This is a genomic window from Parabacteroides timonensis, from assembly GCF_900128505.1.
GTDB classification, from domain to species: Bacteria; Bacteroidota; Bacteroidia; order Bacteroidales; family Tannerellaceae; genus Parabacteroides; species Parabacteroides timonensis.
In genome coordinates, this window is sequence record NZ_LT669941.1 from 1,651,431 (window position 1) to 1,669,795 (window position 18,365).

Sequence of the window (18,365 nt, forward strand, 5' to 3'; positions counted from 1 at the left end):
AAGAAACAACATGCCACTATTTAAGAAGAAGGAACAACCCGCGCAGCCCAACCTGGAGCAATTGCTCTCGGAGTTTAACCGGTCGCTGGCATTGATCGTCGACAAACAATTACTTATTGGCAACATCGTTGCCAAAGTAAAGCAGATATGCCCCGTAGAAAGCATTTATATCTTTCTATTGGACGAAAATACCGGGAAATACAAACAACAGAATGAAGCAAAAAACAAACCGGTTGTCCTTACCAGCCGGAGCCGTCTGGTAAGCTGGCTATCGGTCAACGAAAAGCATTTGATCGTATCCGATTACCCGGACATCATAAACTATTTCCCAAAAGAAGAGCAGGAAGCATTACGGCAACTGGGAGCCGAACTAGTCTTTCCCCTTAAGGTGATGAATCAAACGAACGGAACCATTTTCATAGGAAAGAAAAATGACGGTACACGTTTCACCGAACAGGAACTGATCCTTCTCTCTATCCTGATCAACCAGGCAAACTTTGCTATCGAGCATGCTTCGTTGTATGAGGTACAAACAGAACGTCTGAAAAAGATGTATCGTACCGACCGCCTGGCAACACTCGGCGAACTGGCCGCCGGTGCAGCGCATGAAATACGAAACCCGTTGACAGCTATCCGCAGTACTATCCAGTACCTCAGCAAAGACTTCAGCTCCGATCACGTGAAAAGCGAAATGATGACGGAACTGATCTCTGAAGTGGAGCGCATCAACAAGATCGTACAGGGATTGCTCTCGTTTGCCCGTCCGTCTGCCCTCGACACTTCGGAGGTAAACATCGAACAACTGATCAATCAGACGCTTCTGCTGGTGACCAACACATTACGCAAACAAAATATCGAGGTTGAGTTCGAATACTTCACCGACAATACAACGATACAGGCCGATGCGGAGCAGCTGAAGCAAGTCTTTCTGAACATCATTCTGAACGCAGTCGAAGCGATGAGTAAGAATCCACCTGATCGTTCGCGTACATTAATAATAAGTATAGAAAAAGGAGCTCCTATCAACTCTCATTCCCGTTACCTCATTCTCTCGTTCGAAGATACCGGCAAAGGGATCGAACAGAAAGATGTCGAGAATGTATTCAACCCGTTCTTTACGACAAAAGAAGAAGGGACAGGGCTCGGTCTTGCCATCTGCTACGGGATCATCAACCGTCACGAAGGCGAGATAGAAGTAAAAAGCACGCCCGGTAAAGGCACTTGTATGAATGTAAAATTACCGCAACGCATATGAAAGCAAAAATAGTTGTAGCCGACGACGAACCGCATATCCGTAAGATGATCTGCCGCCTGCTCACCGACGAGGGATACGAAGTGAAGCCTGCCGAAAATGGTCGGGAAGCGGTGGAAGTTTTCCTCTCCTTCCAGCCTGACGTCGTTTTGCTGGATCAGCAGATGCCTGTTATGACCGGCGTGGAAGCCCTGGAAGAGATCAAACGTATCTCTCCCAACCAGACTGTTCTTTTTGTAACCGCTTTCGGTTCTATCTCCCTCGCAGTCGACGCCGTAAAGAAAGGTGCTTACGATTTCATAGAGAAACCTTTCGACAACGATAAACTGTTGCTCACCGTTAGCCGTGCTGTCGAGCACAGCCGGATGAAAGGAGAAATATCAAACCTGAAGAAAAGCCTGGGTGAAAAGCAAAGTTCCGTCATCGGAGAAAACACCGGCTTAAAGCAGGTTATGGCACAGGTCCGCCGGGTAGCGGAAACAAATGCAACCGTATTGGTACATGGCGAAAGCGGAACGGGAAAGGAACTGATAGCCCGCGCCGTGCATAATAACAGTCTGCGTAACAATGGCCCCTTTGTTGCCATCAACTGTGGAGCGATCCCGCTAACATTAATGGAAAGTGAACTGTTCGGACACGAACGCGGCGCCTTTACCGATGCCAAGGAGGCAAAAGCCGGAACCTTCGAACGGGCCGATGGCGGTACACTTTTCCTCGATGAAGTAGGAGAACTGCCCCTGGATGCACAGGTCAAACTGCTCCGCGTACTGGAAGAAAGGAAAATCACCCGCATAGGTGGTAAAAAAGCGATTCCGGTAGATGTCCGTATCGTGGCAGCTACCAACCGTAACCTGGATGATGAAGTAAAGAACGGGCATTTCCGTCTCGACCTTCTCTATCGCCTGAATGTGTTTACACTGATCCTTCCGCCTCTCCGCGAAAGGAAAGAAGACATTCCCTTGCTGACCAATTTCTTCATCCGTAAATACAACCGGACGTTGAGCCTGGATGTACAATCCGTTAGTCCTGAAGCGATAGCGCTTCTCTCCGCTTACGACTGGCCCGGCAATGTACGTGACCTCGAAAACGCCATACAAAGTTCCATGATACTTTGTACCGGAGGCGTGATCCGTCCCGAACATTTACCCGACCGGATAAAAGGTTACGAACTGGCCGAGGCACAAACCGTTACCGGTTCCGGTGGAAACAGTATCCGGGAGGTCAATGCCCAGATGGAAAAAGAGCTTATTATTGAAGCGCTGAAAAAGCATAACTTCAACCGTACACTAACGGCAGAAGCCCTTAATATCAGCCGAAAAACATTGTTTAACAAAATGAAGCGGTATGGGCTGTCATCTGATGAAAACTGACACTGTGCCTTTGCTATTCATTGGCTATCTGTCATCATTATGAGGGGTGATCTATTAAAAAACAAAACATCCCCTTGTTTATATAACATTAGTTCTTAACTTTGTGGGTCTTACACGACATAAAACATAATTAGTTATACTATGGCAAAGATAAAAGGAGCGGTCGTTGTTAATCAGGAACGCTGCAAAGGATGCAACCTATGTGTTGTTTCCTGCCCGAGCGATGTTCTGGAATTACACCCGCGTGAAGTGAATAACAAAGGGTACCATTATGTGTACATGAAAAACCCTGATGCTTGCATCGGTTGCGCCAGTTGCGGATTAGTTTGTCCGGACGGCTGTTTAACCATCTACAAAGTAAAAATATAAAACAGATATGGCAGAAGAGATTAAATTAATGAAGGGGAATGAAGCCATCGCACATGCGGCTATCCGTTATGGTGCCGATGGATACTTCGGTTACCCCATCACTCCGCAGTCGGAGATCCTGGAAACCCTGATGGCTGAAATGCCCTGGGAAACAACCGGAATGGTAGTACTGCAAGCCGAAAGTGAAGTAGCAGCAATCAATATGGTGTATGGCGGTGCCGGTACGGGCAAACGTGTAATGACATCATCCTCCAGTCCCGGTATCAGCCTGAAACAAGAAGGTATTTCCTATATCGCAGGTGCTGAATTGCCTTGTCTGATCGTGAATGTAATGCGTGGCGGTCCCGGCTTGGGAACTATCCAGCCAAGCCAGGCAGATTATTTCCAAACTGTAAAAGGTGGCGGACATGGTGACTATCGCCTGATCACCCTTGCTCCTTCCTCTGTACAGGAAATGGCAGACTTCGTAGGCTTGGGCTTCGACCTTGCTTTCAAATATAACAATCCGGCTATCATCCTGGCAGACGGTATCATCGGCCAGATGATGGAGAAAGTGGTTATGCCTCCTTTCCGTCCCCGTAAGACGGAAGCCGAGATTATCGCTGAATGTCCGTGGGCGGCACAAGGTAAACTGAAAAACCGTAAACCCAATGTGATCACTTCCCTGGAACTCGATCCGGCAAAGATGGAAGAAAACAATATCCGTTTCCAGGCTAAATATCGTAAAATCGAAGAGAATGAAGTGCGTTACGAAGAGTTCCATTGCGAAGATGCAGAATACCTGCTTGTCGCTTTCGGTTCTTCCGCACGTATCTGCCAGAAAGTAGTGGAAATTGCCCGTGCAGAAGGTATCAAACTCGGTTTGTTGCGCCCGATCACTTTGTGGCCGTTCCCGACAAAAGCAATTGCAGCTTATGCCGATAAGGTAAAGGGTATGCTTTCTGTCGAACTGAATGCAGGCCAGATGGTGGAAGATATACGCCTGGCTGTTAACGGGAAAATAAAGGTTGAACACTTCGGCCGCCTGGGTGGTATCGTGTTTACTCCGGATGAAGTACTGAACGCGCTGAAAGAAAAATTATTTTAACTCGTATGACACGCGGAAGTAAAATTGATAGTATATTGACAATCCTGTTCATGGTGTTAGCGGCAGCAGCTATTATCTGCTACTTTGCCGTTCCCGACCGTCACGTATTCTTATATTGTGGTGGTGCTGCCATCTGCTTCAGACTTGTTCAATATCTACTGAGATTTATTAGTTAATTAAGCTACAATTATGGAACTCAATGAAATAATTAAACCGGAGAATCTGGTCTATACAAAGCCAGAATTGATGAACGACAACCCCATGCACTACTGCCCCGGTTGCAGCCACGGTGTCATACACAAGTTGATCGCTGAAGTGATCGCCGATATGGGAATGGAAGAAAAAACGATCGGTATCTCCCCGGTGGGATGTGCCGTATTCGCATACAACTATCTGGATATCGACTGGATAGAGGCCGCTCACGGACGTGCTCCTGCCATCGCATCTGCTATCAAACGTCTGAACCCGGAAAAGATGATCTTTACCTATCAGGGTGACGGTGACTTAGCCGCTATCGGTACAGCCGAAACGATCCATGCTGCCAACCGTGGCGAAAATATCGTGATCGTATTCGTTAACAATGCTATCTACGGTATGACCGGTGGTCAGATGGCTCCTACCACACTGGAAGGTATGCCTACTGCAACTTGTCCGTACGGCCGTAACATCGCCCTCAACGGTTATCCATTGAAGATCGGTGATTTGTTAGCTCAGCTGGAAGGAACTTGCCTGGTTACCCGCCAAAGCGTACAGACGGCCGCTGCCGTTCGCAAAGCCAAAAAGATGTTGCGTAAAGCGTTCGAAAACTCAATGGCCGGCAAAGGTACTTCAGTTGTCGAATTCGTCTCCACCTGTTCATCCGGCTGGAAGATGACACCTGAAAAATCAAACAAATGGATGGAAGAGAATATGTTCCCGTTCTATCCGCTGGGAGATCTTAAAAACAAAGAATAAGTAAATACAGAAACGACATGAAACAAGAAATTATTATAGCAGGCTTTGGAGGACAAGGTGTTCTGTCGATGGGTAAGATACTTGCTTATTCAGGCTTGATGGAAGGCAAAGAAGTTACCTGGATGCCTTCATACGGACCGGAACAACGTGGTGGTACAGCCAACGTAACAGTAATCCTGAGCGATGATCCCATCAGTTCACCGATCCTGAATGAATATGATATCGCAATCGTACTGAATCAGCCATCTATGGACAAATTCGAAAACAAGGTGAAATCAGGCGGTATCCTGATCTACGACGGCTATGGTATTCATACACCGGTGAAACGTTCCGATATCAACGTTTATCGTGTGGACGCTATGGATGCAGCTACGGAAATGAAGAATGAAAAAGCATTCAACATGCTCATTCTGGGAGGTTTGCTGAAAGTCGTTCCGATGGTGAAATTAGAAAACGTCCTGCTGGGTCTGAAGAAGTCCCTGCCCGAACGTCATCACAAGCTGATCCCGATGAACGAGGCTGCCATAAAGAAAGGTATGGAGATCATACAGAAAATGTAATCTTGCAAAAAGAATATAAAGAGGGGCGTTTCTTTCGTAGGAACGCCCTTTTGTTTTATCTTTGCAACCCATGAAGCATTGCTTATACATATTATTATTGTTGATAGTATCTGCCGCAACTGTTCAGGCTCAAAGAGGAGCACGTGGCAGATCGGAAAGTGGAGGAAGACAACGCGGTGGCTTCTCTCTGTCAAATCTTTCTTCATCACAGAAGGAGATACCTGACAGTTTATTAGTAGTGGACAGTGCCGCTCTGAAATCCAAACGTCTTATCGCTTATCGCCTCACCCCTCTTCTAGGGGAGGCTTATGTAGCTCCGCTGGATACTAACAGGCTGAACTTCGGAAATACGACATTGGTCGAAAACAAGTCGCTGGCTATCGGATACCTGGCAAATCTGGGTGCCCCGGCACAGACAAAGATATTTTCCGAACGGAAAGAACCCCGCGACTTTATTTTCGCCGATGCCTACGACTACTACATCACGACACCGGAGAATGCTTATTTCTACAACACTAAAATTCCTTATACCAACATCATGTACACCTCCGCCGGCGGTAGTACCAATAAGGAAGAACAGTTGAAAGGAACTATGACCATGAACTTCGGCAAGAAGATCAACGTGGGTGGAGATATCGACTATATCTATGGACGAGGACATTACAAAGACAATGGAGACAAATTGTTAAGTTATCGTCTCTTCGGTAGTTATCAGACCGACCGTTATGAAATGCATGCTTACCTGAGCAACTTTAACTTTGTAAACTACGAAAACGGTGGCCTTGCCAACGACTCGACAATCAATCACCCGGACGAATATTTCCCCGAAGGACGTCCTTCCGATACCAAATCGTACGACGTGCGTTATCTGGCAAGTGCTTGGAACCGTGTACGCGGTAAACGGTATTTCCTTACTCAACGATATAATCTCGGATTTACTCGCGAACTGGAAGAAACCGACGAAGAAGGGAACCCGAAAGAAATATTCGTACCTGTATCCAGCATTATCCATACAATCGATTATGAAGATAACCGTCGCCGGTTTATCTCCCATAGCAACCTGCTCGACTCGGCATATATAGTTAAAGACGGTAATCAAAGTTATCCGCGTATCTACGGGCTGGGAGCTACATTGAACGATCAGACTTCTTCATGGAATTTAAAAAACACAATCGGTCTTTCTCTTCGGGAAGGATTTCAGGACTGGGTCAAATTCGGACTGACAGCATTCGTTAGTTTGGAAAAACGCCGATTCAAACTAGACCCCAGGATAGAAGGACTTGATTACGGAGAATATGGTAGAGGTCCTAATTTCTCAGTCGACAATGTCGATCTGAATAATCTTCCGAAAGAAAAGATATACGATGAGTTTTCAACTTATATCGGAGCTGAATTATCTAAACGCATGGGAAGTATTCTGACCTATAATGCCCGGGGAGAACTTTGTCTCATTGGTAGCGATGTCGGTGAATTCCGCGCCACGGGAGATTTACAAACCCGTTTCAAACTGTTAAGAAAGGATGCAACGATCAAAGCGAACGCTTACATTAAAAATGTAACACCCGCTTTCTACATGCGCCATAATCATTCCCGTTATTTCTGGTGGGATAATGATCAGTTTAAAAAGATACAGCAGATATATGTTGGTGGAGAAGTCAATCTCGAATCGACCGGAACTACATTATCAGCTGGAGTGGAAAGTATTCAGAATTATATTTTCTTCAACAAAATGGGTATGCCCGAACAACACGGAAGCAATCTGCAGGTGGTAAGTGCCCGTCTAAAACAGGACTTCCGTTACCGCGCTTTCGGTTGGGAAAATGAAATTTGCTGGCAGATGAGCGGCGACAACGATGTATTACCCCTTCCGAAGTTCAGTGCTTACTCAAATATGTATCTGGCCGCAAAAGTGGCAAAAGTATTGACTGTTCAGATAGGTGCGAACGTATATTACAATACAGCGTATTATGCACCCTATTATGAACCGGCAACCCAGCAGTTCCAGGTTCAGGATGAAGTTAAAGTAGGTAATTATCCTCTTATAAATGCCTATGTAAATTTCCATCTGAAACAGGCCCGCTTCTTCATTATGGCTTACAACCTGAGTAGTAAATTCGTCGAGCCCAATTATTTCTCCTTGTCACATTACCCTTTGAATCCGATGGTTCTAAAAATGGGTATTGCCGTTACATTCAATAATTAAATAGTATGAAATCGCGGAAGTTACTGGTAGTCTATATGATTCTGCTGGCAATTGTTTTGATTGCCATGTTCCAGTTGTTTCAATTCAAAAAGGCGCCGCTCCTCCCCAGAGATTATCCTGAGATAAAAGAGGAAGGTATCCTGAGGATCGTAACGGAATATAATCAGTCCGGTTATTATGTAGCCGGCGATACGATCGAAGGTTTCCAGTATGAACTCAGCCAGGCTATAGCCAAACTATCCGGACTGGAAGTTCAGACCCATCTGGAAATGAGCCTGGCCGAAAGTTTCCGGGAATTATCAGAAAACAAGTGCGATGTAATTGCCCGCAATATCCCTATTACAAGTGATAATAAAGAAGAATATCTATTCACCGAACCGATCGTATTGAATAAGCAAGTCCTGGTACAGCGTACGGAAGAAGCAAACAATGGACTTAAACCAATCCGTAACCAATTGGATCTGGCTCAAAAAACGTTATATATCCCCAAGGACTCTCCCGCCAAACTGCGACTGCAAAACCTGGCACATGAAATCGGCGATACGATATATATCAAAGAAGACGAACTTTATTCCAGCGAACAACTGGCTATTATGGTTGCCAAAGGAGATATCGATTATGCGGTTTGCGATCAGCAGATAGCAAAAATATCCAAAGAAAATCTGCCTGAAATAGATATCGATACAGATATCAGTTTCACGCAACTGCAATCATGGGCAGTACGCAAAGACTCTCCTATCCTGCTCGACAGCCTGAACAGCTGGCTTTCACAAATTAAAGAAAGCGGCTTGTATAAGGAAATATACAAGCGCTATTATGGAAATAAATAATGACTAATCGTGGGTAGGTAGAATGAACGAAAAAGTCGAACCTTCACCCAATTTCGACTCAACCTGGATCGAACCTCCCATTTTGGTTACTAAACTTCTGCAAATCGCCAGGCCAAGACCGATACCTTCCATATAATCGTTGATCTTCACAAAACGCTTAAACAGATTTTGTAACTTGTCTTCAGCAATCCCCAGGCCGGTATCCTTTACATAAAAATTCAAGCGACCGTCTCCCAGGTCTTTATATCCCATAGTGATACTCCCCTGCTTCGTATTCTTGATCGCATTATTTGCCAGGTTATTTATAAGCTGCAACAAACGGATCTGGTCTGTGCCAAACGTACATTGCTCCAATCCTTTTTCCAGTATTAAATCTACACCTTTCGGCATACGAAGTTTGATAGAAGCATACGTGTTATCCATCATCTCATTCAGATCGATGGGAGCATAACTAATTTTTATTGCATCCGCTTCGATCTTCGACAGATCGAGTATATCGTTGATCAGCTGCATAAGCAACTGGTTATTTGACTTGATAATCTCATAATATGACATACGCTCCTCGTCTGTATCCGCAAACGCCATCAGCTCGGAAAAGCCGGTTATAGCATTCAATGGCGTACGGATCTCATGACTCATATCCGCCAGATACTTCGATTTCATTTTATCGGCAACCTCTGCCTTCTCGCGAGCTTCTTCCAGAGATAACTCCTGATCCTTCCGATCTTGTATATTGGTAGAGCAACCGAGAATAACCAAAGGACGCCCTTTGGCATCTCGCTCATAAATGTAAGCAGACGATTCGCGCCAATGATAATCTTCCAGTTCCGGGTACTTCACACGCATCTCCATTTTCACCTCTGTCAACTTACCGGCACACATCTTTTCAAAAAGATCCCAATAAACTTCCCGATCGTCAGGGTGAATATAAGTCATAAATGTTGTTCCCGGCATAGTAGTATGACTATCCGGATGATCATCCCAACTATTCAGTTGAACCAAAGCATCTTTATAACCGTTTTTACTGTCGGGATTAATAAAAATAGAACAAGTCCGGATATCACTCGACTGCAAAGCCATCTTCGTGAGCGTCTGCGTTCTTTTAAGCGCATCTTCAACAGCTTTTTTAGCTGTTATATCCCGCCATAATGCAAGAAGAAGCGTTTTTCCACAACTCAACGAAATCGGAAATTTTGTAACTTCAATATCTTTAAATTCACCGGTTGCGGTTTTCACCTTTCCTTGAAATTCTATGGTCTTCCCGGTATTGACCACCTCCCTGTCAATCTCACAACGCTTTTCAATCGACAGTAAAGCATCATAATTTACTTCGAAATCGTCATGTCCCTCTATCTGGGAAGTATTAATTCCAGTAATATCTTCCATGAACTTATTCCAGTAAAGATAATTGAAATGATCGCCTGCATCTTTTACAAATACACCTAATGGCAGATGATCCAGGATCGTATTCAGTAATTCGCGAATACTATCTTGTTCCTTCTTTAAAGTTAACTCTGACTGAAGGTCGTCAAGGCCGTCATTTATCCCCATAACACTTGCTGTTTTTATCAAAATCGGGTATAAAGATATTTATTTTTATTATACCGTGCCAGAAAACATCAATAAAATCAACGTCTACAACAAAAAAAAGAGTATTTATAACAAGAGCACTTACTTCTATATAGAATTTGACAAATATTATTTACCTTTACGGTGAATTTAATGATAGAAGATGAGATTTGACGAATTGGATTTAGAGGAGGCCGTACTGGACGGACTCGATGCTATGAATTTTCAGGAAACTACTCCTGTACAGGAATTAACAATTCCGGTTATTTTAGAAGGGAAAGACATCATAGCCTGCGCGCAGACGGGAACAGGGAAAACCGCTGCTTACGTATTACCTTTGATTAACGAACTAAGTAAAGGTAACCATCCGGATAATGCCATTAATGCAATCATTATGGCTCCAACCCGTGAGTTGGCTCAACAGATCGACCAACAGATTGAAGGTTTTACATACTTCGTTCCCGTATCGGCCGTTGCCGTATATGGCGGAACCGACGGTATTGCCTGGGAACAACAGAAACGGGGTATGGAAATGGGCGCCGACATTGTGATCGCTACCCCAGGACGTTTATTATCACATATCAAACTGGGCACGGTGGACCTATCGCAGGTTGCCTATTTTGTTCTCGATGAAGCCGACCGTATGCTGGATATGGGATTTTACGACGACATCATGCAGGTACAAAAGCAGCTGCCTCCTACCTGCCAGACCATTATGTTCTCTGCCACCATGCCCCCTAAGATCCGGACACTAGCTAAAACAATCCTGAAGAATCCCGAAGAAGTCAAGATCGCCATCTCCCGCCCACCTGAAACGATCATGCAAACGGCTTATATTTGCTACGATCCTCAAAAACTAAAGATACTTGAAGACCTCTTCCTGCAAAGCCGCCCGCAGCGTGTCATCATTTTCTCTTCGTCTAAGATGAAGGTGAAAGAGCTTGCCTCTACCCTGAAACGGATGAAGTTTAATGTCGCTGCCATGCACTCCGACCTGGAGCAGTCGCAGCGTGAAGAGGTGATGAAGGAGTTTAAGAACGGACGTATAGATATTCTGGTTGCAACCGATGTTGTTTCACGCGGTATAGACATCAACGATATACGACTGGTGGTCAACTACGACATACCTCACGACCCGGAAGATTACGTACACCGCATCGGCCGTACGGCTCGCGGAACCGGAGGCGAAGGACTGGCTATCACATTTATCAGCATAGAAGAGCAAGCCCAGTTCAAACGCATCGAGGATTTCCTGGAAAAGGAAGTATACAAGATCCCCGTCGATCCGAAGTTCGGCGAAACACCACTATACGAGCCAGAGAAATACGGAAACATGCGTCGCGGACGCGGACGTCCACGCAAAGAAGGAGGCCACCCTACCAACAGAAAGCCGTCTAACGGACAGAGTCGCAGAGGAAGACCTAGAAAGCAATAAAAGAGGTTAAGGCTTTATTAGAATAAAGTTTCCTACCAAGAGAAAAGCTGCCTTTCCTTCTATGGAAAGGCGGCTTTATATAAATAAGAAGAGATAAAAATAGATTAAAAAGCAAAGCAGGCACGGACATAATAAAGACCTTGATTCTTAAGCATAAAACCTATACTAGTAACTTGATTTATGTAAGCCATAGTTCTAGGCTCAGCTTTCTCTGAACTTGTCCAATACTGCCTTTCTAGCATATTAACACCTGTAATCTTTTGGACACTTGCAGATATTATTACTCTATTATTTACCCAATATTGACACTGTCCTGAGGAAGGAAGAAACCAACCACTACTTTTCTTAGGAGCAGGATGGCTTTTTTCATAGCCAGCTATAGCATCTGTTGCTGGATGACTTTCCTGATACTTATTGATAGCTATCGTATTCTTATAGCCATAAAAACCAGTATTCTCCTCCTTATTCATTTCGTCTGTCGACTTATAATTGTTTGACCATATGCATGTATTACCGTTATTAGCATCATGAAGAGCAAGTACATAACCTTGTATAACTGGCATATCGCTGCCGTCTTTACACTTATAGTCACAATCGTCTTTCCAGTCGCCATCAGTATCCCTGCCTACTTTTAACACGACACCAAGACAATTTTCTTTAATATCACCATCCAGTACGTCAACCTCGCGGGGTATAAAGTATTTTTCGCTCTCATTTTTTTGGATATAATAATCTCCGATTCGGACAAATGAATAAGGACCTATATCAAAAGCGAAAGTGAAATTGTAATACTGTCCGGCACTGAGTGTTTCATGACCAAAATCAAGCTTAATTCGTGTGTTATCTACTACATTGTTGCATGCCACCTTTATTTCCCGGTCTGCACTTTTCACGATTAGGCGGGCATACTTCTCCTCTTCATCTTCCATCCAAGGCCTATAGGGTTTACCATCTATGTAAAAAGCCACATTGGAAAGGGGAGCTTTAAACTGATATCCACGTCCATCACAAGTACATGTCATCGATATTCTTTCCATCCGCAACAAAATGAACTGATGCGAAAGAGTTATTTGCAAATTCTTCTTATCCTTGTTCCACATAGGACTTTCACATGCCATTAAGTCGGAAGCAGCATAGCCTGTTGCATAATCAGATTGATCTTCCTTAGGAGTAAAGGCTTCTTTTATTTCCTCTAAAGTCTTACCTGTCATCCCTTTCTGATAAGGATAATAGGCGGAATAACTAGCTTTAGGATCATAATAAACCGTAGCGCTGGTAGTCCAACCAGTACTACCATAGGTATATATAACGTGCTCCGGACTTCCACTTTCATAGTCGATGATTAGGGCAAGCTGATCTCCAATAGCGAATGAAGTAGTCAGTTCTGACTCGCTAGCCCGTGTGCCAGTAGAGCTACTATAGCCCTCAGCCTCTACTTGCAGGGCGAGGGCAAAAGGTGTATCATTGCCTTTCTGCGGTGTATCGATCTCTTCTTCAGTACAGCAACCCACAAAGAGCAGACCGCAAAGAGCCACTATATAAAGTATATGCTTCTTCATTGTTTTATTACTTTAATCTGTATTTAAGGAAAAAAATGTAAGTACGGCACGGGCTGGGGTACTGTAATCGTTTTTAGTACGACCGGTGTATTCCGGACTCCGACCATAATAAAATCCTACAACTCCTGTTGTTGCAAAAATATCTTCCGTACACGACATTAGGTTACCGTCTAGTCCCACCTTATCTTTTACCGGCAAAATATCTCTCAACATAGCGGCAGAAGGGATATACCATCCACTGTTATTGCTATTCATCATATTAGGTTCATATTTTAAACAGGCGGAGAATGCGGGGAACTCATACTTTTCCTGTTTAGTAAGGTAGTTCTCCCGGATAATCTTATTCCGGGCATAGCCGTCGTAAGAAATACCATTAAAGCCAGACGAATAACCTGAGTAATTCTCCAACTCCGGTACATCGAAGGGACCTAACTGTTGACTACTCTCATCTCTTGGCAAACTACCTCCCCAACTGGTATTAGAATTAGTCTGAGCATCCCCATAATACGGATCCCCAGGTAAATTAGTCTTCGCCACTACGTAGCCGAGTATCTCTTTTACATTTTCCCCATAGTGCTTAATATCGTCATCCGGGCCTATACCAGAATGAAATACAACACCAATATATGTAGCGTCTAGGTTACTACTAGTCTCCTCCGGTCCCCAAGTACCATCGCTGTAGTAATAGTCGCCTACGGACACATATTCTTGTAAGGAAAGGGTGATGTCGGATATTACATTAGTTAAATTGGTCTTGTACTTTCTCTCATCAGCAACCCAGGTACGATTCATACGACAAAGGCCAAAAGTGGGAACCAGACTTTTAGTAAGATCCTTAGGGGTATAACTGATAGTAAAGTTAGTCATGATGGGAGGCAGTTTGTAGATGTTATTGGACAAACTTATCTCTTGTCCCTTTTCATCCATTACCTTAATATCCGTTATGGCACCAGTAGCATAGTCAAGGGTCAATATATGATGTGTTACCTCCTGCTTATTATCCCCATTTATGTCGCTACCCCCACCCCATGGAACAGGAGCTTCTACCGTCACCTCTATTTTGTCGCGCTTCACCTTTATATTATAGGTATATATCTTGCCGGGTTCGAGATTGTCAGCTCCATCTTTGGGAGTATAAAAGAACTCGCTAGGCTTTCCGTCTATGGTGACTGAAACACAGATAAACTCCTGCCCCTCTATATCCAACCCAGGCACAAGCCAAGTCTCACCGTCTTTCTCGGATGTGGCTGTTATCCAGCCTTCATCAGAACCGGTCAAAACTCCCTCCTTAAAAGAGACCTGGGTATATCCATAGAAAGAGACCTCTGCAGCCTCCCAAGCTTCATCCGATATGTCGGCATCGTTCGTCAGCGTATACTTTACTTTTGCCATTTGGTGGGTGAACTCCAATTCAACAGGACTTGAATAGGAAGCGCCTTGACATTCTGCTTTTAAGAAGTCAATAGGTTCAAAGCCTATTGTACTTTGGTCAGTCAAATCAAGTTCTTCCGGTTCCTCATAAGGATACCATGCCGTAACCGTTGCCTGCGACGTATTACGCCAATAGAGCGGATCCCCTTCATCAGCAGGCACCGCGCTGAATTTGCTATCACCTTCATCGGTTATCTTATACTTACCTACTTCGCCATCCCCACCGATACGCACACCTATCTGTTCATCTTCGACCCATTCATCCATGCCTCCGGCACGAGTAACCATCCCCTCCATACCGACAGTGAGCCGAAGCGGGTATTTACCCTCCGGCAGCGGTCTGCCTTTTCCGTCGGCAGATGGATCATCCTCACTACATGAAATAATGAATAGCTGCGACAAAAGCAGCCACAACAACGCCAGAAGGCAGAAATTCTTTCGTTTCTTCATTGATTCTATTCGTTCTGTTTTACTATTTTAAACATCATAAATGTACCTCTTACTTTACTACAGGAAACAAAAGTCCCGCCTTATCTCCTACTAAGAGATAAGGCGGGACAGGAACTATCTTTGAGCTAATCAATAAGCTACTTCACCTCTTCTACCAAGGTGTCAGCATCAAGAGAGTCGGTATCTTTCCAAACGCCGTAAAATTGGCTGGCAGAAACCGGCTTTACTGTTTCCTTCGATTTCATTGAGTTACTGAGACGAGATATCAAATCCAGCTTCATCTCATTACTCAAGTCCTTCAACAGAATCCAATACTTATCTGTGTTTGAAACGGATATATCCATATTTTTCCTCCTGTATATTAATTGTATAAGACAAAAGTAGAAAAAAAACGATAGCCAATGATTCATTCCTTCATTTTGTTTCCAATATATCAAAGAGCACTTTACCCGCCCATCCCCCTCCTTCCAACGACCTAAGGGAGGGAGACCGGCGGGAAGGAGTTTATTCGATCACCGGGCGATCGTCGTCGTCCTCATCTTCTTTATCGCTACCGGCCGGACGCTGGATAGTGTATTTGATTTCGTCGACGATGCGTTTGCGGAAAGCCGGGTCGGGCTTAAACAGGACGCGGGGATTCTTCATCGCCGTTGTCTTGAATTTGTCTTCCGATTCTGCCCCGTCGCTGGTGAAGGAGATACGGAAGGTTCCCAAGCCATTAATTTTTACCGTCTGACCCAGCAGCATATAGGTAGGCAACTCGTCGAAGAAGTTGCTCAACACATTCAGAATGTCACCGGTCGTCAGTGAGGAACGGCCTGCTATTTGGCGACCGATGAAATCGGTGTCAATAGTGCCGTCGTACACCGGTTGTGCGTAAACTTTAGGAGGATCGTCCTTCTTCTGCGGATTCTTCCTCGGTACTAATTTATACTTCATGGAATTTTAATTTAATGTTCAACAATGAATGATACTATTTATGTTATTTGTCGTTGCTTGCGTATGTAAGGGAGGGATACGTTTTATGTAGCAGACGGATACACTCAGTGTAGGTGGCAGCTACATACGTACCTGGCAGGTGGCTACATACGTATGTAGAGGGTCGCTACATACGTACCTAGCGGGTAGTTACATGCGTATGTAGCGATACCTTACATACGTATGTAGCCGACAGCTATAAAGTAGCGTCTACATTCCTATCCTGCTCTTCTTCCTCCCAGTCCTTGATTGTCACACTCCCAAACCCTAATTCTTCTTTATAGGAAAGAGTTACGGTGTAAGACATTCCGGCTTGGAAAGTTTTACCCAGCTCAAGCTCTTTTGGGGTATCACCTTCTATTGACCAGGAAAGTTTAGCGTCTCCATCTGTCGGCAAACAAACGGTTGTCCCATCTACAAGCAATGGAAAACCCTTGTCCACCGTGCCCGAAAAGGTTGCTCCGTTCAGGCAAAAGCCACCGCACATATTTACCAAAGAAAAAGACGGCTTCTTCTCACCGAAAGAAAACTCTTTTTCATCCAACACCAATTTCACCTGGCAAGTGGCCGGTTGCAAGTCGGCAGCGTAAACGTTCGTATTTGGAATGGTCACATCTACCATTGGGCTTAAAAGAAATTCGGACAGTGTAGTTGGATTATTTAAAGAGATAGCAGCATTGTATAAAAGCCCATCCGTCTTCTCGGCTTCCAGCAGGTCGAACTGCTCCGCTCCGGTAAGGGAGACGAAATGGTACGTGCCTTCGTCCAGCGTGATAGTCAGCGTCGTGCCGTCAGCCGGAATGGATTGGTTGAGTACACACTTCTCATCCTTTGTAGAGAATGCCAACAGGCGATACCCGCCCACTCCGTCGGCGCGGGTTTGGATGGTGATGGAGCCGGTAGACGGAGCCTCCGGCAACGTTTCCGTCCCGTCACTGCAACTGCCAAGGAAGAACAGGAGTGACAGGGCGATGGATTGTATCGTATTTTTTCGCATATATGATTTGTTTTAAAGGATCAGTTTGTAAGTCTTATCTTCGAAGCGAAGCAGGTACATGCCTTCGGGCAACGTCAGCGTCTGTTCGTCGCCCTCCAGGCGAGTGGTCCGTATTAATTGTCCGCTTATAGTATATATGTATAAGAGGCCGATACGGTCGCAGCCGATACGAAGAACTCCCTGCGAGGTAGACAGACGGAGAGCATCCGGCCGGTCGATCCGCTCGTTTGCCACAGGCGACAGATTGGGACGGACGCTGTCAATCGAGACAGTCAGGTCGCTGCGCACATACGCAAGTTTGTATCTTCCCTGTGCATCGGGCTTGAGTGTTTCTCCCCGGTTGGTCGTAACGACCGGTTGCGAATCTTCATAACCCTCTTTCAATGTCAGCGTAAAGAAGAAAGAGCTCCAGGCTTCTACGGCATAAGCCCCGGCAATGGGATCGGTCACGGCTCCCTCCACTTCGGGCAGGGTGACGGTGTAGTAAACCACGGGACTGGGGTCGGGAGTCGGTTCGGGATCAGGGTTAGGAGTCGGAGTCGGTTTCTCTTTCTCTTCAAACACAAAACTGAGCGTTATATCGGTAGCAGGCATCGTAAAAGTAAAGCTCATCGGCAAAGCAGGTTCCGACAAGGGAGTGAGAAACCAGTTGCCGCCCTTATCCGCCTTGCCTGACAGGGAAACCAGGTTTACCCCTTCGGGGGTGGTAGAAAGAGAGACGGTTACCGACACGCCTGTTTTCACTTTATAGGGAGATGAATCGGTAACGTCATCACCTGATCCAGCATTCACCTCTATATTCACCGTCCCAGACTTTAAACCGGTTGTCTCGACAGTCAAGCTGTAAGCGTCTCGGGGTGTCTCCCCTTCTTCATCAACATCTACATCAAAGCCTCCCGACTGCGCATAAAGTGGCGAAAAGGCCCCGGAAAGCAGCAGGCATAACAGCCAAAAACAGGTCGGAATACGGAAAAAAAGGGATCTTCCAGGTAGAACCATGGTAGATAATAACCGTGATAATCGGATTTTTAAAGGGTGTGTTTCTGTTTGCGTCTGTTTAATAGACTTGTTTTTCAAGATATTCTTTTGCATACTAGTGAGTGACATTGTTCTCCATGAACTAACATGCAAAAAGCCATACAAATCAAGTATTTCTTAAGTTATATAAAATATTCTCCTCCAAATTTCTTGTATATAAGAAAATAATACTTAGCTTTGACAGCATTAACAACTTAGTTCATGGAGAACTACGTCATTATAAGGAACAATTTTAGGTTTTAGTCTTTATTATAAACAAAAAAGGAGATACGCCGTCGTTGCG

Annotated in this window: 16 protein-coding genes; 9 read left to right on the forward strand and 7 right to left on the reverse strand. The window is 44.8% G+C overall.

The window, feature by feature from the left end:
• The first annotated feature begins 10 nt into the window (after positions 1–10).
• From BQ7394_RS14245 to BQ7394_RS14280, 8 genes are all read left to right on the forward strand, one after another.
• A complete protein-coding gene (locus BQ7394_RS14245) occupies positions 11–1,255 on the forward strand; it encodes a GAF domain-containing sensor histidine kinase (protein WP_075558041.1) in 1,245 nt (414 codons plus the stop codon).
• Positions 1,252–2,622: a sigma-54-dependent transcriptional regulator gene (locus tag BQ7394_RS14250; protein WP_075558042.1), complete on the forward strand. Its 1,371-nt coding sequence runs from the start codon at positions 1,252–1,254 to the stop codon at positions 2,620–2,622. The genes BQ7394_RS14245 and BQ7394_RS14250 overlap by 4 nt, the downstream gene beginning before the upstream one ends.
• Positions 2,623–2,763: 141 nt before the next feature.
• Positions 2,764–2,991, forward strand: a complete 228-nt coding sequence (locus BQ7394_RS14255; RefSeq protein ID WP_046148958.1) for a 4Fe-4S dicluster domain-containing protein — start codon at positions 2,764–2,766, stop codon at positions 2,989–2,991.
• Between the two features lie 7 nt (positions 2,992–2,998).
• Positions 2,999–4,078: a 3-methyl-2-oxobutanoate dehydrogenase subunit VorB gene (locus BQ7394_RS14260; RefSeq protein ID WP_075558043.1), complete on the forward strand. Its 1,080-nt coding sequence runs from the start codon at positions 2,999–3,001 to the stop codon at positions 4,076–4,078.
• Positions 4,079–4,267: 189 nt separating this feature from the next.
• The gene (locus tag BQ7394_RS14265; RefSeq protein WP_075558044.1) at positions 4,268–5,032 is read left to right on the forward strand and encodes a thiamine pyrophosphate-dependent enzyme; all 765 of its coding nucleotides are present in this window, start codon (positions 4,268–4,270) and stop codon (positions 5,030–5,032) included.
• Between the two features lie 17 nt (positions 5,033–5,049).
• The gene (locus tag BQ7394_RS14270) at positions 5,050–5,592 is read left to right on the forward strand and encodes a 2-oxoacid:acceptor oxidoreductase family protein (protein WP_075558045.1); all 543 of its coding nucleotides are present in this window, start codon (positions 5,050–5,052) and stop codon (positions 5,590–5,592) included.
• Between the two features lie 70 nt (positions 5,593–5,662).
• A complete protein-coding gene (locus BQ7394_RS14275; RefSeq protein ID WP_075558046.1) occupies positions 5,663–7,795 on the forward strand; it encodes a putative porin in 2,133 nt (710 codons plus the stop codon).
• A 5-nt stretch (positions 7,796–7,800) separates the two neighbouring features.
• Positions 7,801–8,625, forward strand: a complete 825-nt coding sequence (locus BQ7394_RS14280) for a transporter substrate-binding domain-containing protein (protein ID WP_075558047.1) — start codon at positions 7,801–7,803, stop codon at positions 8,623–8,625.
• 3 nt (positions 8,626–8,628) lie between these two features.
• On the opposite strand, the gene BQ7394_RS14285 is transcribed toward BQ7394_RS14280, so the two are convergent.
• A complete protein-coding gene (locus tag BQ7394_RS14285; RefSeq protein ID WP_075558048.1) occupies positions 8,629–10,176 on the reverse strand; it encodes a PAS domain-containing sensor histidine kinase in 1,548 nt (515 codons plus the stop codon).
• A gap of 181 nt (positions 10,177–10,357) precedes the next feature.
• Here BQ7394_RS14285 and BQ7394_RS14290 point away from each other — a divergent pair, with 181 nt between their 5' ends.
• Positions 10,358–11,629, forward strand: coding sequence for a DEAD/DEAH box helicase (locus BQ7394_RS14290; protein ID WP_075558049.1), 1,272 nt, complete (start codon positions 10,358–10,360; stop codon positions 11,627–11,629).
• 104 nt (positions 11,630–11,733) lie between these two features.
• Here the strand turns inward: BQ7394_RS14290 and BQ7394_RS14295 are convergent, their stop codons facing one another.
• The 6 genes from BQ7394_RS14295 to BQ7394_RS14320 all read right to left on the reverse strand — a co-directional run bounded on the left by BQ7394_RS14295 (position 11,734) and on the right by BQ7394_RS14320 (position 18,043).
• Positions 11,734–13,188 carry a fimbrillin family protein gene (locus BQ7394_RS14295; protein WP_075558050.1) on the reverse strand — a complete coding sequence of 485 codons (1,455 nt, stop codon included), beginning with the start codon at positions 13,186–13,188 and terminating at the stop codon, positions 11,734–11,736.
• 12 nt (positions 13,189–13,200) lie between these two features.
• A complete protein-coding gene (locus tag BQ7394_RS14300; RefSeq protein WP_075558051.1) occupies positions 13,201–15,069 on the reverse strand; it encodes a fimbrillin family protein in 1,869 nt (622 codons plus the stop codon).
• A gap of 137 nt (positions 15,070–15,206) precedes the next feature.
• Positions 15,207–15,413, reverse strand: a complete 207-nt coding sequence (locus BQ7394_RS14305; RefSeq protein WP_075558052.1) for a hypothetical protein — start codon at positions 15,411–15,413, stop codon at positions 15,207–15,209.
• 160 nt (positions 15,414–15,573) lie between these two features.
• Positions 15,574–16,008 carry an HU family DNA-binding protein gene (locus BQ7394_RS14310; protein ID WP_075558053.1) on the reverse strand — a complete coding sequence of 145 codons (435 nt, stop codon included), beginning with the start codon at positions 16,006–16,008 and terminating at the stop codon, positions 15,574–15,576.
• A 235-nt stretch (positions 16,009–16,243) separates the two neighbouring features.
• Positions 16,244–17,044 carry a FimB/Mfa2 family fimbrial subunit gene (locus tag BQ7394_RS14315; RefSeq protein WP_075558054.1) on the reverse strand — a complete coding sequence of 267 codons (801 nt, stop codon included), beginning with the start codon at positions 17,042–17,044 and terminating at the stop codon, positions 16,244–16,246.
• A gap of 12 nt (positions 17,045–17,056) precedes the next feature.
• Complete coding sequence (locus BQ7394_RS14320; protein ID WP_139317713.1) at positions 17,057–18,043, reverse strand: T9SS type A sorting domain-containing protein; 987 nt, start codon at positions 18,041–18,043, stop codon at positions 17,057–17,059.
• Positions 18,044–18,365 lie beyond the last annotated feature (322 nt).

What these genes read in the sequence shown, in the direction of transcription:
- BQ7394_RS14245 (WP_075558041.1), top strand. Translation starts at nt 11, where the DNA reads ATGCCACTATTTAAGAAGAAGGAACAACCCGCGCAGCCCAACCTGGAG.
- BQ7394_RS14250 (WP_075558042.1), top strand. Translation starts at nt 1,252, where the DNA reads ATGAAAGCAAAAATAGTTGTAGCCGACGACGAACCGCATATCCGTAAG.
- BQ7394_RS14255 (WP_046148958.1), top strand. Translation starts at nt 2,764, where the DNA reads ATGGCAAAGATAAAAGGAGCGGTCGTTGTTAATCAGGAACGCTGCAAA.
- BQ7394_RS14260 (WP_075558043.1), top strand. Translation starts at nt 2,999, where the DNA reads ATGGCAGAAGAGATTAAATTAATGAAGGGGAATGAAGCCATCGCACAT.
- BQ7394_RS14265 (WP_075558044.1), top strand. Translation starts at nt 4,268, where the DNA reads ATGGAACTCAATGAAATAATTAAACCGGAGAATCTGGTCTATACAAAG.
- BQ7394_RS14270 (WP_075558045.1), top strand. Translation starts at nt 5,050, where the DNA reads ATGAAACAAGAAATTATTATAGCAGGCTTTGGAGGACAAGGTGTTCTG.
- BQ7394_RS14275 (WP_075558046.1), top strand. Translation starts at nt 5,663, where the DNA reads ATGAAGCATTGCTTATACATATTATTATTGTTGATAGTATCTGCCGCA.
- BQ7394_RS14280 (WP_075558047.1), top strand. Translation starts at nt 7,801, where the DNA reads ATGAAATCGCGGAAGTTACTGGTAGTCTATATGATTCTGCTGGCAATT.
- BQ7394_RS14285 (WP_075558048.1), bottom strand. Translation starts at nt 10,176, where the DNA reads ATGGGGATAAATGACGGCCTTGACGACCTTCAGTCAGAGTTAACTTTA.
- BQ7394_RS14290 (WP_075558049.1), top strand. Translation starts at nt 10,358, where the DNA reads ATGAGATTTGACGAATTGGATTTAGAGGAGGCCGTACTGGACGGACTC.
- BQ7394_RS14295 (WP_075558050.1), bottom strand. Translation starts at nt 13,188, where the DNA reads ATGAAGAAGCATATACTTTATATAGTGGCTCTTTGCGGTCTGCTCTTT.
- BQ7394_RS14300 (WP_075558051.1), bottom strand. Translation starts at nt 15,069, where the DNA reads ATGAAGAAACGAAAGAATTTCTGCCTTCTGGCGTTGTTGTGGCTGCTT.
- BQ7394_RS14305 (WP_075558052.1), bottom strand. Translation starts at nt 15,413, where the DNA reads ATGGATATATCCGTTTCAAACACAGATAAGTATTGGATTCTGTTGAAG.
- BQ7394_RS14310 (WP_075558053.1), bottom strand. Translation starts at nt 16,008, where the DNA reads ATGAAGTATAAATTAGTACCGAGGAAGAATCCGCAGAAGAAGGACGAT.
- BQ7394_RS14315 (WP_075558054.1), bottom strand. Translation starts at nt 17,044, where the DNA reads ATGCGAAAAAATACGATACAATCCATCGCCCTGTCACTCCTGTTCTTC.
- BQ7394_RS14320 (WP_139317713.1), bottom strand. Translation starts at nt 18,043, where the DNA reads ATGGTTCTACCTGGAAGATCCCTTTTTTTCCGTATTCCGACCTGTTTT.